Origin of the sequence: Bacillus sp. S3, assembly GCF_005154805.1 — a bacterium.
GTDB lineage: Bacteria > Bacillota > Bacilli > Bacillales > Cytobacillaceae > Neobacillus.
In genome coordinates this window covers 1912498-1926400 of record NZ_CP039727.1, presented here as the reverse complement: position 1 = coordinate 1926400, position 13903 = coordinate 1912498, and the positions used below count along the sequence as shown (strand labels likewise).

Sequence of the window (13903 nt, the reverse complement as noted above, 5' to 3'; positions counted from 1 at the left end):
TTTTAAACCTAACAAAAAAGCGGGAAAAATCCCGCTTCTGAAAACTAACGACGTAGACCAAGCTTATTGATTAACACACGGTAACGTTGAACATCCTTATTACGAAGGAATGTTAAAAGATTACGACGTTTACCAACCATTTTCAAAAGACCACGGCGTGAGTGGTGATCTTTCTTGTGTGTGCGTAAGTGCTCGTTCAAATTATTGATTGATTCAGTAAGGACAGCGATTTGAACTTCTGCAGATCCTGTGTCGTTCTCATGAGTTTTGTACTCATTAATAAGTTCATTTTTACGTTCTTGAGTGATTGCCATCCAGGTTCACCTCCAAATTTTAATATCCCCTGTTACCGAGCAAGCGTCGGTGACTCGACTTGCCAAGCAAAGGTTGTTTTAATACGTAATTAAGAATACATGTTTTCACGCCAAAAAGCAAGTTAAAACCTTATGATATTGTAAGAAAAACTACTTTTTAGCGGCAATGTCAGGAAGATTGTCGATTTTTTTCAAAGTAATCGATTGTTTGTTGTTTATCTTTTTCTATTTGTGTAACAAGCTGCTCGATCCCTGAAAACTTTTGTTCATTACGAATGTAAAGATGCCATTCGATTACCACTTCATCTCCATAAATCTCTTGATTAAAGTCAAATAAATGAACCTCAACAGACAATTTTAATGATTCCTTGTTAAATGTTGGTTTATATCCAACGTTACAAACTCCGTTATACCAATCATGCTGAACCTTCATTCTTACTGCGTAAACGCCGACGGGCGGGATAATATACTCAGCTGACATCTCAATATTTGCGGTCGGAAAGCCAATTGTTCTGCCGCGTTTATCTCCATGAATGACCACTCCTGTTGTTCTATAAAACCTTCCTAGAAGTGTTGGCAGCTCAATTGTTCTACCTTCTTTAAGATTCTGGCGAATTCTTGTTGAGCTTACCTTTTCATTATCCTGGACAAACTTAGGAACGACTGAAAAAGTAAATTTTTCACGTGAATGAAATGGTAAGGTTTCCATCGTCCCTTTTCCCATTCGTCCATACGTAAAATCAAATCCCGCCACTGCATGATGAACATTTAGCCCAATAACATATTGATCAATAAACTCCTGTGGCAGAAGATGGGCAAATTCTGCTGTAAAATGGACAATAAATAAATAATCGATCCCGAGCTCTTCAATGATTGCCATTTTTTCTGCTAAGGGGGTTATATATTGAACATGCTTTTTATTTTTTCCTAATACAACAGATGGATGAGGGTCAAATGTCATGACTGCGCTCGCTAACCCCTTCAACTCAGCTTGTCTCTTTGCCTCAAGAATGACTTGCTGATGGCCGCGGTGAACACCGTCAAAATAGCCTAGTGCCATTGCTAATTGCGGTATTTTATCTTTGTCTATATTTAATGGGAAATTAAGTTTTATTACTTCCAATTGAAACTCACCTTTTCTAGACTGTACCCTTATTTTAAAAGTTAATCATTTTCGACTTCGAGAATTGTCCGGCTCCAGCGCCGAGGAGCTTCCGAATTTCTTTATTCCTGATCATTCCTCAATACTTTAACTGGTTTTAAAAGTCCAAGCTTATTTGGATGCTTTGCATAGATAGCAAGGACAAGCCCTTCATTCGTTTCAGCGATAATAGGTCCGTCACAATTTTTAAAGTGGTCAGGTACAGGTAATTGTGCACCATTTTTCACTTTCTCTGCTACTTTATCATTAATCAGTAATTTCGGCAAATGAGAAAGTGCCGTTTCTAATGGTCTTAACACACTAGAGATGGTTCCAGCTTCCATATGTTCTTCAATTTCTTCAAAGGTTAAACAATCCTCTAACGTAAAAGCAGCCGATTGAACTCTTTGCAAATTGGACATATGGGCAGGATACCCTAAAAGTTCACCAATCATGACAGCCAAAGTTCGGATATATGTGCCCTTGCTGCAGCCTACCCTGAACCGAAATGAGATAGTCTCCCCTTGAAATTCCTCCTTGTCATCAAGCAGGTCGATGGAATAGATCGTTACTTTCCTCGTGGGACGTTCTACTTCGATTCCCTTACGAGCATATTCATATAGTCTTACACCTCCCACCTTCACAGCTGAATACATCGGGGGCGTTTGTTCAATTTCCCCTGTGAGCGATTCCAGCACCTTGATAATTTCTTCTCTGGTGAAAATCCGATCTACGTTTTGGCTTTCTACTACTTCACCTGAAGCATCTTCAGTAGTTGTTGAAAAACCAATTGTTACTTCACCAACGTAGGCTTTGCCGGCATCTGTTATGTATTCTGCTACTTTTGTTGCTTTTCCAATGCATATAGGTAAAACCCCTGTCACGTCGGGGTCAAGTGTACCAGTATGACCGACCTTCTTTGTCTTTAATATCTTTCTTAATTTAAAGACGCAATCATGTGATGTTAGTCCTGCAGGCTTAAATAATGGCAGAATTCCTTCCATTCAATATTCTCCTTTCAATTAAAAAAGGGATAGACAAAATGTCTATCCACTATTCTTCTTCATTTTTTTCCATTGGTTTGTCATCGGTATGCAATTGATGTAGAAGGGTTTCAATCCGATTTCCATAGTCGATGGATTCATCCCATTCAAAGATGATTTCCGGTGTTTTTCGAAGTCGAATACGGTGACCGATTTCGGTTCGGATGAAGCCTTTTGCTTTTGCCAGGCCTTTTAATGTATTTTCCCTTTGCTCTTCATCACCTAATACCGATATATAAACTTTTGCTTGCTGCAAATCACCTGTTACCTGAACATCAGTAACTGTCACAAAACCGATCCGGGGATCTTTAATTTTACGACCGATGATGTCACCAAGTTCTTTCTTCATTTGTTCTCCAACACGATTTGCTCTATGGCTCATCACATTCACCTCTTAACTTAAAGCCAATCAATCTCGGTGATCGTTCTTTCTATTTCTGGAAAGGAGTCGATTAATTTTAGTGCATTTTGCAATTCCTGCTCGGTCGATACCCGTGCAGAGGTAACAACAGCAATCGCGATTTTCGTTCGTTGCCAAACATCCTGAAAATCCACCTCTGCCACGGATACATTAAACTTCTGTTTTAAACGTGTAAGGATCCGCTGCAAAACCGCACGTTTCTCTTTTAATGAATGCGCATCATAGATTATACATTCACACACGGCAACGCCGACAATCATTTCCGCTCTATTTCTTCCATTATATAAGCTTCAACGATATCTCCTTCTTTAACATCATTAAAGTTTTTAATGGTAATTCCGCACTCGTAGCCTTGTGCTACTTCTTTAGCATCGTCTTTGAATCGTTTTAAGGCATCTATGTGTCCTTCAAAAATGACAATTCCATCACGAATTAAACGAATTCCGCTATCGCGAGTGATTTTTCCATCCGTCACATAAGAACCTGCAATCGTTCCAACCTTAGATACTTTGAAAGTTTGACGAACCTCTGCCTGACCAATGATTTTTTCTTGAAATTCTGGATCAAGCATCCCTTTCATCGCGGCTTCGATCTCTTCAATTACCTTATAAATAATTCTATGAAGGCGAACGTCAACTTTTTCAGCTTCTGCCGCCCGCTTCGCATTCACATCCGGACGTACGTTAAAGCCGATTACAATAGCATTGGAAGCAGCGGCTAGAGTAATATCGGATTCATTAATCGCACCGGCACCACTATGAATGATTCGGATATTGACACCTTCGACATCTATCTTTTGCAAGGAAGCTGCTACTGCCTCTGCAGTACCTTGAACATCTGCTTTAAGTATAATATTTAAATCCTTCATTTCTCCTTGCTTCAATTGATCAAACAGATTTTCCAGGCTGACGATTGATTTTTCACCGCGCTGAGCAGCTAATGCCTGCTGTGCACGAGCTTCCCCAACTTGTCGAGCTGTTTTCTCATCCTCAAAGACAACGAAACGATCTCCAGCCTGTGGAACATCATTTAAGCCGGTAATCTCAACAGGAGTTGATGGATCCGCCTCTTTTACACGGCGGCCTTTGTCGTTTACCATTGCACGGACACGGCCAAAGGTATTACCAACCACGATTGGATCGCCAATTTTTAATGTCCCGTTTTGAACAAGCAAGGTTGCAACCGAACCGCGTCCCTTGTCTAATTGTGCTTCGATAACTGTTCCAACGGCCTTGCGTTTTGGATTTGCTTTGTATTCTTCTACTTCACTTACAAGAAGAATCATTTCAAGCAAGTTATCAATTCCTTCACCCGTTTTTGCGGAAAGCGGTACAAAAATAGTATCCCCGCCCCATGCTTCCGCTACTAATCCATGCTCTGTCAATTCCTGCATAACACGATCGGCATTTGCTGCTTCTTTATCCATTTTATTAACAGCGACAATAATTGGAACCTCTGCTGCTTTTGCATGGTTAATCGCTTCAACCGTTTGTGGCATAACCCCGTCATCGGCAGCAACAACAAGGATGGTGATATCAGTAATTTTGGCACCGCGGGCGCGCATAGTCGTAAATGCAGCATGTCCTGGTGTATCAAGGAAGGTAATCTTCTTGCCATTTTCAACCACTTGATACGCACCGATATGCTGGGTAATTCCTCCAGCCTCTCCTTCGGTTACCTTTGTGTTACGAATGGAATCAAGGAGAGTGGTTTTCCCATGGTCAACGTGACCCATAATCGTAACAACCGACGGTCTTTCCACTAAAACCTCTGCCTCGTCTTCAGTAAAATACACTTCAAGGTCAGTTGTATCTATTTTAATTTCCTCTTCCACTTCGACTCCGTATTCACCAGCAATTAATTCAATCGCATCTTTATCTAAAACTTGATTGATTGTTGCCATAACGCCGAGTAAAAAGAGCTTTTTAATGATTTCCGAAGGTTCGCGATAAATCTTTTTCGCAAGCTCTCCAACCGTTAAAGATTCACTAAAAGTAATTTTAGCCGGAAGTTCCTTCTCTTTTTTCTTTACTGGCTGTGTATGTTGTACTGGAGTATGTGCCTTTTTCTTTTTATTATTATGGTTGTTACGGTTTTGGTTATTATTATAAGGGCGAGACTTCGCTTTATCAGCGCTGCTAAACACTTTGTTTTCTTTTGACTGAGATTCTTGGTTTTGCTTTTTGCCTTCAACCTTTTTTGGAGGCGAGACTACTTTTACCTTGCTAGGAGTAGCATTTTTATCTGCAGCCTCCTCAAATGCTTTAGCAGTTTTTGCCTGTACTGGTGGTTTCTGCCCTGATTGTGCCGGTCTTTGATTTGGACGATTTTGCTGCTGGCCCGGACGTGTGTTTGTGCGATTTTGCTGTCCATTATTCTTTTTTTGCTGTGGAGCATTGTTTTCTTTTTTGTTATAGGCTGCATCCAGCTTTTTAACATCTGCATCTTCAATTGTTGCCATATGATTAGAGACCTCTATATTCATTTCTTTTAATTTATTGATAATTTCTTTACTTGATATATTGTGTTTCTTCGCGTATTCATAAACACGGATTTTACTCATATGTTTCACCCCCGCAAGATTTAATCGAGCAACGTTACCAGTTTTTTAGCAAATCCATCATCCATAACAGCTACAATAACGCGGGCTTCTTTGCCAATTGCTTGACCAAGAAGATGACGATTTTCCACCATTTTTAATGGAACTTGATAGGAATTACATTTATCTGTAATTTTTTTTGTCGTATTGATAGACGCATCCGCGGCTAATAAAACGAGCTTTGCCTTCCCGTTTCGAATTTCCTTAACGGCAAGCTCCTCACCTGATATGATTTTACGCGCCCGATTGGCTAAGCCAAGTAATGACATCCATTGATTTTGCTTCATTTGGATTGTCGGTTCTCCTTCTCTATTAACTCAAGTAATTCTTCATAAATTGAATCATTAACCGTAACCTCTAAATGGTTTGATAAGGTGTTTTTTTTCTTGGCTAGTAGTACTGCCTCTTTGTCCTTGGAAAGATAGGCACCCCGGCCGGATTTTTTTCCGGTCAAATCAACGGTTACCTCTCCTTCTTTAGAGCGAACGATGCGAACTAGTTCTTTTTTCGGCCTCATTTCACCGGTTGCCACGCATTTGCGCATTGGAACTTTTTTTCTAGTGTTCACACGTCTCACCTCACCTAATCGTCGATTTCGTCTTCAAAATCAAAGTCTGTATCAACATGATCATCAAAAAGTCTGATTGTCTCTTCACGAGGATAAATCCCCAGTTCACGTGCTTCGGTCTCTGATTTGATATCGATTTTCCAGCCTGTTAGCTTCGCAGCTAAACGGGCGTTTTGTCCCCGTTTCCCGATAGCCAAAGAAAGCTGATAATCCGGGACAACAACGGTTGTTGCCTTTTCATTTTCATTCACCATTACATCAAGTACTTTAGAAGGACTTAGTGAATTTGCGACAAATACAACAGGATCGTCTGACCATTTCACGATATCAATTTTTTCACCCTTCAATTCGTTTACGACTGCCTGGACCCGCGTTCCCTTTGGTCCCACACATGAGCCGACTGGGTCAACCTCGTGATTATCTGAATGAACGGAAATCTTCGAGCGGTCACCCGCTTCTCTGGCAACTGATTTAATTTCAACTGTACCATCATATATTTCGGGCACTTCTATTTCAAATAATCGTTTCAGTAGTCCAGGATGAGTCCTGGATACAAATATTTGCGGACCTTTTGTCGTTTTTTCAACTTTTGTAATAAATACCTTAATACGATCATGCGGCTTATATCGTTCATTCGGCATTTGTTCATTTACCGGCAATAATGCCTCAATTTTTCCAAGGCTGACATAAATAAATTTAGAATCCAGCCTTTGAACAATCCCTGTCATAATATCTTCTTCACGGTCGATAAATTCAGAATAAATAATGCCTCTTTCCGCTTCTCTTACACGCTGGGTTACAACTTGTTTAGCCGTTTGCGCAGCAATTCTTCCGAAATCTTTTGGCGTTACTTCCATCTCGACTACATCTTCAACCTGATAATTTGGATTAATCCTTACGGCATCTTCTAATGAAATTTCAAGCCGCGGGTCAAATACTTGATCAACTACTTCTTTTCTAGCAAAGACACGCATGGAGCCAGATTGTAAATTTAAGTCGATGCGGACATTTTGGGCCTGATTAAAATTACGGCGGTATGCTGATACAAGCGCCGCTTCAATCGCTTCAATTAAAATATCCCTGGAAATACCTTTCTCTCTTTCCAGTATTGTAAGAGCATCTAATAATTCGCTGCTCATTAGCTTATATCCCCCTAATCCTATTCAATTTTATTCTTCGTTTCATTATGAAAAAATAACAGCTAAACGGGCATTCGCTACTTTTTCATATGGAATCTCAATGGACTTTTTGCGAGTTTTAATCTTAATCTCAACTATTAAGTGATTACCGGTAAATTCGAGTAATGTGCCTTCGAAGCTTTTTTCCCCATCAATTGGTTCATACGTTTTAATAAAAACATTTTTGCCAATTGCCTTTTCGAAATCCTTCTCTTTTTTTAATGGACGCTCTGCACCTGGAGATGATACTTCAAGAAAGTAGTTATGGGGAATCGGATCCATCTCATCGAGTTTTTCACTTAGTCGCTCACTAACCAGGCCGCAATCCTCGATATCAACACCAGTATCTTTATCAATATATACGCGAAGGAACCAGTTTTTTCCTTCCTTCACATACTCAATGTCCACTAATTCCATATCTAACTCTTGAAAAATTGGGGCAGCCAGTGCTTCTACAACTTCCGTTACTTTGCTCATGCTTTACCTCCTTTTCTATAGACTTTCACCCATATTCTATGTAGTTCACGGAAAGTTTTATCAAAAAAAACATTTGTAAACAAGACGAAAGAGTGGGTTTCCCCACTCTTGAACACGAGAGTATTTCTTAGTATTTCCAATAAAACTATACCATAACCATGATTTATATGCAAACTGCTACCCTTAAGAAAAGCGCAAGCGCCCTGGTCAGCGGCGTATGGCCTGGAGCACTCCAACTGAGATAAAGGAAACACGGTGAGCGCAAGCGAACCGATGTTGACTTATCGTAGGGCGGCGTGCGAAGGACACTAGCCGTTAGGGGCTGAAGCTGGACATTTCTCCAAGTCGAAATTTTATACTTTCTTAATCTATAAAATAAGGTTTTTCACGGTTAGAAAAAGGAAAGCTGATTCTGCTCTGGAAGAGATTTTAAACAGCCTTGTTTATCCAAATACTCAAGAATTGTCTTGGATACTTTTCCACGCTGCTGCAGGTCTTCTTTTGATAAAAATTCTCCGTCTCCCCTGGCCTTTACGATATTATAGGCAGCGTTTGTGCCTAACCCAGGAATCGAATTAAATGGAGGAATTAATGAATTGCCATCAATAATAAATTCAGATGCATCCGAATGATACAAATCATAATTTTGGAAGCTGTACCCTCTTTCTGACATTTCTAGTGCAAGTTCCATAACTGTTAACAGGTTTTTTTCTTTATTGGATGCCTCAAGACCTTTTGCATTAATTTCCTCGATTTTTGCACGAATCGCCTCTGATCCTCTGGACATCGTTTCGATATCAAAGTCCTCGGCCCGAACTGTAAAGTAAGCAGCATAATATAAAAGCGGAAGATGGACTTTAAAATAAGCTATCCGTACAGCCATTAATACATAGGCAGCGGCGTGGGCTTTAGGGAACATATATTTGATCTTTTTGCAAGAATCAATATACCATTCCGGCACCTCGTTTTTCCGCATTTCCGCTTCCATTTCTTCGCTTAAGCCTTTCCCTTTACGGACGGATTCCATAATTTTAAAGGCAAAAGATGGCTCGAGACCCTGATAAATCAAATAAACCATGATATCATCACGACAGCCGATTACTTCGCTTAAGTTACAAATTTGGTTATGAATTAATTCCTGAGCATTCCCTAACCAAACGTCTGTTCCGTGGGATAAACCGGATATTTGGACAAGTTCAGAGAAGGTGGTCGGTTTTGTATCCTCTAGCATTTGTCGGACAAATCTCGTCCCAAACTCTGGAATACCTAATGTTCCGGTTTTACACATAATCTGCTGTTCTGTTACCCCAAGAGATTCCGTATTGCTAAAGATCTTCATGACTTCGGGATCGTCTGTCGGTATCGTTTTTGGATCGATTCCACTTAAATCTTGAAGCATCCGGATAACAGTCGGATCGTCGTGACCGAGAATATCAAGCTTCAGCACATTATCATGGATGGAATGGAAATCAAAATGTGTCGTCTTCCATTCCGAGTTCCGATCATCTGCCGGAAATTGAATCGGTGTGAAATCATACACATCCATATAATCCGGAATAACGATAATCCCACCGGGGTGCTGACCGGTCGTTCTTTTTACTCCCGTACAGCCGGAAGCTAACCGTTCCACTTCCGCATTCCGTATTTGGAGATTGTTATCCTGCTGATAGGCTTTTACATATCCAAAGGCCGTTTTATCTGCAACAGTACCGATAGTCCCTGCACGGTATACATATTCTTCACCAAACAAGACTTTTGTATAGTTGTGGGCACGCGGCTGATATTCACCTGAGAAGTTCAAATCGATATCAGGGACCTTATCTCCTTTAAAGCCTAAGAACGTTTCAAACGGAATATCGTGGCCGTCTTTGCGGTATTTTCCACCGCAATTTGGACAGTCTTTATCAGGTAAATCAAATCCGGAGCCGACCGATCCATCATTAAAGAACTCGGAATGCTTACATGTTGGACACACGTAATGCGGCGGTAACGGATTCACCTCTGTAATTTCTGTCATTGTCGCTACAAGAGAAGATCCAACGGACCCCCGGGAACCAACGAGATAGCCGTCATCAAGGGATTTTTTCACGAGCTTATGCGAAATTAAATAAATAACGGCAAATCCATGCCCTATGATACTTTTAAGTTCTTTTTCCAGGCGGGCTTCCACAATTTCAGGGAGAGGCTCTCCATAGATTTTATGAGCCATATCATAACTCATTTGACGCATCTCATCTTCTGCGCCTTCAATTTTAGGTGTGTATAAATCGTCTTTAATTGGTTTAATGACGTCAATCATATCTGCAATTTTATTGGTGTTGGTCACCACTATTTCTTTCGCTTTTTCTGCCCCTAAAAACGAAAAAGCATCAAGCATTTCATTGGTTGTCCTAAAATGAACGTCCGGAAGTTCATGGCGATTTAATGGGTTTGCGCCGCCTTGTGAGTTGATTAAGATTTTTCGATAGATTTTATCATTTTCATTTAAATAATGAACATTCCCTGTAGCCACTACAGGCAGGCCTAATTTATCGCCAAGTGTGACAATTTTACCAATAATATCCTCCATCGCTTTTTCATCGCGGACTAGTTCCATTTCTATTAAAGGAGCATTTACTTCTTTCGGCATTACCTCAAGATAGTCATAAAAACGGGCGTGTGCTTCTACCTCTTCCGGGGACTTTTGCATCATCCCTTCAAACACTTCACCTTTATTACAGGCTGAGCCTACAAGAATGCCATCCCTATATTTTTGCAGGACTGACCTTGGGATTCGGGGAACTCTGTAAAAATACTCAATATGTGCGATCGACACAAGTTTAAACAGGTTCTTCAAACCGTGTTCGTTTTGTGCTAATAGTGTGCAATGGTAGGGGCGGGCACGTTGATAGGCATTTCCTTTCCCCATATTATCGTTCAATTCATCATGGTATTCGATTCCTTTTTCAAGGGCATCCTTCAGCATTTTCAAGAGTAAATAACCTGTGGCCTCCGCATCATAAATCGCACGGTGGTGCTGGGTTAATTCAATATCAAACTTTTTCGTCAATGTATTTAATCGATGGTTCTTCATTTCCGGATATAAGAATCGGCCCAACTCAAGTGTATCAATGACAGGATTTTTCGCCTTTTCCAAGCCGATTTTTTTATATCCGACGTTAAGAAAGCCCATATCAAATGAAGCATTATGGGCAACAAGGACTCCATCCCCAACCCATTCATGAAAATCTCTAATAACCTCATCTACTTCCGGTGCATTCTGAACCATATCATCGGTTATTCCGGTAAGGTTGATGGTGGTTGCGGAAAGCCGGTGATGGGGATTTGCAAATGACTCAAAACGGTCAATGATCTCGCCGTCTCTAATCTTCACGGCTGCAAGCTCGATGATTGTATCATATACGGCAGAAAGACCTGTTGTTTCTACGTCAAAAATGACGAACGTATCTTCTGCAAGCAAACGATGGGCATCATTATAAGCGATTGGCACACCATCATCGACAAGATTCACTTCGACCCCATAAAGAATTTTTATATTATTTTTCTTACCGGCCCCATATGCTTCAGGGAATGACTGGGCGACAGCGTGGTCCGTTACGGCGATGGCCTTATGGCCCCATTTTGCAGCTTGAGCAATTAGGCTACTGACGGGAGTTACCGCATCCATTTGGCTCATCGGGGTGTGAAGATGCAATTCAACCCGCTTTTCATCATCTGGTGCTGTATCCTTCCGTCCCATCGGTTTTATTTCATTAATATCGTTCCCAATCATAACAAGGTCACGAACGAAGGTATCGTTTTGGATACTACCGCGGACCTTAACCCACATTCCCTTTTTTACAAGCTGGAACAGGGCAGCATCCTCTTTATCACGTGAAAACATTTTCACCATGATCGAGCTAGTGTAATCGGTAATTTTAAAGGTTAGGAGTGAACGGCCGCTTCTTAACTCGCGAATTTCGGCATTAAAAATATACCCTTCAACCGCCACTCTTCTTTCTTCATCAACGATATCAATCAAACTGCGGTAGTCGCTGTCATCCTTTATCGTTAACCCAATCATTAGAGGACCTGTAGGCAGTTCACCGCCAGACTGATCCTTTTCCGCTTCTTTCTTTTGCATCTCGACCATTGCCATTAAGGCGCGTTCTTGATCTTCCTTTTGTTTGGCAAGTTCAAATTGTTCATATTCATCATTTTTTTCCATTTTTATGTCAGTTTCGATTGCTAAGAGCGGAAATCCAAATGAATGATAAATATCGCTAATTACTGGACCGTATTTTCGTTTTAACGCTAGACCTTCCGCCTGATTTCTAACTGTAATCGTCAGCTTATTCCCACTTACATCTGGCAATTGTTCATAAAGCAATTTCAAAAGCGGCGGCGAAATACCATCAATTTGCTGGATACAAAAGCTCCAATATTCTTTAACTATTTCCGGTGTGATGACTTGATTGATCACATTGATATCATAGGAAATGGCTGCAATGTTCGAGAAGGTTCTTTCTAACTGTGTAGTAAACCTAAGATAGACATTGAATGGAAGGATTTTTTCAAATAAAAATTGAAACCGCCACTTCCGCGCTTTTTTTTCAACCAGCAGTCTTTCTATTTGCGCATTATTAAAATGCACTACCACAGCATCCTCGATCAGTTGCAGCTGCTGGAGCAAGAGTTGGAATCGCTCTTTATTGCCTAAGGCATGTTCGCTCATCGTCTCTCTCCCATCTATTCAAAATCAATTATCTTTATCTATTTCAAAACTTAATTATAGCATATGTTCAATAATCATTCGGCGAAATTCGACAGAAACCTCTGCTGGAAAAAATTAAATTGGGACCGCGGCTGCGATCCCAATGATGTAGTTTATTTACTTATTAGAGGAAGAACCTCTGAATATCATTCCATGTAACGACAAGCATCAAGAGCATGAGAAGGGCAAATCCGATAAAATGGACCATCCCTTCCTTCTGGCGGTCAATTGGTTTCCCTCTAACTGCTTCGACAGCAAAGAACATTAATCTGCCGCCATCAAGTGCAGGGATCGGCAGCAAATTCATAATCCCCAGATTGATACTTAAGATTCCGGCCCATTTCATTAAATAATAAATACCCGATTTTGCTACTTCAGCAGTGGAATTGTAAATGCCAACCGGACCGGACAGGGCATCAATTGAAAATTGACCGGTAACCAATTTTCCAAGCATCACAAAAATTTGTTTTGTCCAGAAATAGGTTTCTGTGAAACCAGACTTAACTGCTTGGAGTGGTGACTTTTCAACCGGGCTATAAACACCGATAATACCCATTTTCGTACCCTCGACTGTCTTTTCAAGCGGTGTTACTTGTATTTCATTCTCTTCTCCATCTCGTATAACCGAGAAATCAAGTTTTTTATTTGGATTTTCTCGAATGATTTCAACCACATCAGACCAGCTGGAAATTTCTGAACCATTTATACTCTGGACGATATCTCCTTCTTGCAGACCGGCAGATTTGGCAGCTCCGTCCGGAGTTATAACGCCCAATTTCGGTTCATTTGAAGGGACACCCTGTAATAATGCAATTAAGATAAATAGGACGAAAGCAAGGACAAAGTTCATTGCTGGCCCTGCAAAAATCGCTAAAAATCGTTGCGGTAATGTTTTTGAACCAAATTGACGGTCAAGCGGAGCAAGTTGAGATTCAATCCCATTTTCAACCAGAACCGCTTTTGGATTTATTTTAAACGTCTGTAAATTTTCATCGTCATCTTCCGGAAATCCCTTTATGACTAAATCCTTTTCGATATCAGCATACTCCACTTCAACAATCCGGCAATTAGGGAATTTTTCTTTATTGTTTAGAATAATTTTGCTTACTTGATTTTCATGATTAAATAAAAGACCGATTCGATAGCCCGGTTTAATTTCCACCATCTCTGGATCTTCTCCCGCCATGCGGACAAATCCTCCAATTGGCAATAATCGAATGGTGTAGGTAGTTTCACCTTTCTTATGTGTGAACACTTTTGGTCCCATACCAATAGCAAACTCACGGCAAAGAATCCCTGCTCTTTTAGCAAAAATAAAATGTCCTAATTCATGAAAGAAGACGAGTGCGCCAAAAATCACAATAAAGGCAATAACTGTACTCAATGAAAAAACCACCTTTCCTTCAGGA

12 protein-coding genes are annotated in these 13903 nt (G+C 40.5%); all 12 read right to left on the bottom strand.

The window, feature by feature from the left end:
- Nucleotides 1-44 precede the first annotated feature (44 nt).
- The 12 genes from rpsO to rseP all read right to left on the bottom strand — a co-directional run bounded on the left by rpsO (nt 45) and on the right by rseP (nt 13878).
- Nucleotides 45-314, bottom strand: a complete 270-nt coding sequence (gene rpsO, locus FAY30_RS09270) for a 30S ribosomal protein S15 (protein ID WP_149869610.1) — start codon at nt 312-314, stop codon at nt 45-47.
- Between the two features lie 169 nt (nt 315-483).
- Nucleotides 484-1437: a bifunctional riboflavin kinase/FAD synthetase gene (gene ribF / locus FAY30_RS09265; protein WP_149869609.1), complete on the bottom strand. Its 954-nt coding sequence runs from the start codon at nt 1435-1437 to the stop codon at nt 484-486.
- Nucleotides 1438-1538: 101 nt separating this feature from the next.
- A complete protein-coding gene (gene truB, locus FAY30_RS09260; protein WP_149869608.1) occupies nt 1539-2459 on the bottom strand; it encodes a tRNA pseudouridine(55) synthase TruB in 921 nt (306 codons plus the stop codon).
- 49 nt (nt 2460-2508) lie between these two features.
- A complete protein-coding gene (rbfA, locus tag FAY30_RS09255; protein ID WP_149869607.1) occupies nt 2509-2880 on the bottom strand; it encodes a 30S ribosome-binding factor RbfA in 372 nt (123 codons plus the stop codon).
- Between the two features lie 17 nt (nt 2881-2897).
- Nucleotides 2898-3179 carry a DUF503 domain-containing protein gene (locus FAY30_RS09250; protein WP_149869606.1) on the bottom strand — a complete coding sequence of 94 codons (282 nt, stop codon included), beginning with the start codon at nt 3177-3179 and terminating at the stop codon, nt 2898-2900.
- Nucleotides 3176-5482 carry a translation initiation factor IF-2 gene (gene infB, locus FAY30_RS09245; protein ID WP_149869605.1) on the bottom strand — a complete coding sequence of 769 codons (2307 nt, stop codon included), beginning with the start codon at nt 5480-5482 and terminating at the stop codon, nt 3176-3178. The genes FAY30_RS09250 and infB overlap by 4 nt, the downstream gene beginning before the upstream one ends.
- Nucleotides 5483-5502: 20 nt before the next feature.
- Nucleotides 5503-5805, bottom strand: a complete 303-nt coding sequence (locus tag FAY30_RS09240) for a YlxQ family RNA-binding protein (protein WP_149869604.1) — start codon at nt 5803-5805, stop codon at nt 5503-5505.
- Nucleotides 5802-6086, bottom strand: coding sequence for an RNase P modulator RnpM (gene rnpM, locus FAY30_RS09235; RefSeq protein WP_149869603.1), 285 nt, complete (start codon nt 6084-6086; stop codon nt 5802-5804). Before rnpM ends, FAY30_RS09240 begins: the two co-directional genes overlap by 4 nt.
- Nucleotides 6087-6100: 14 nt before the next feature.
- Nucleotides 6101-7225 (bottom strand): transcription termination factor NusA, encoded by a 1125-nt coding sequence (gene nusA / locus FAY30_RS09230; RefSeq protein WP_149869602.1) that lies wholly within the window; start codon nt 7223-7225, stop codon nt 6101-6103.
- Between the two features lie 45 nt (nt 7226-7270).
- Nucleotides 7271-7741 carry a ribosome maturation factor RimP gene (rimP, locus tag FAY30_RS09225; RefSeq protein WP_149869601.1) on the bottom strand — a complete coding sequence of 157 codons (471 nt, stop codon included), beginning with the start codon at nt 7739-7741 and terminating at the stop codon, nt 7271-7273.
- A 391-nt stretch (nt 7742-8132) separates the two neighbouring features.
- Complete coding sequence (locus FAY30_RS09220; protein WP_149869600.1) at nt 8133-12455, bottom strand: PolC-type DNA polymerase III; 4323 nt, start codon at nt 12453-12455, stop codon at nt 8133-8135.
- A 163-nt stretch (nt 12456-12618) separates the two neighbouring features.
- Entirely contained in the window at nt 12619-13878 is a 1260-nt protein-coding gene (gene rseP / locus FAY30_RS09215) for an RIP metalloprotease RseP (protein ID WP_149869599.1), read from the bottom strand.
- Between the last annotated feature and the right edge of the window lie 25 nt (nt 13879-13903).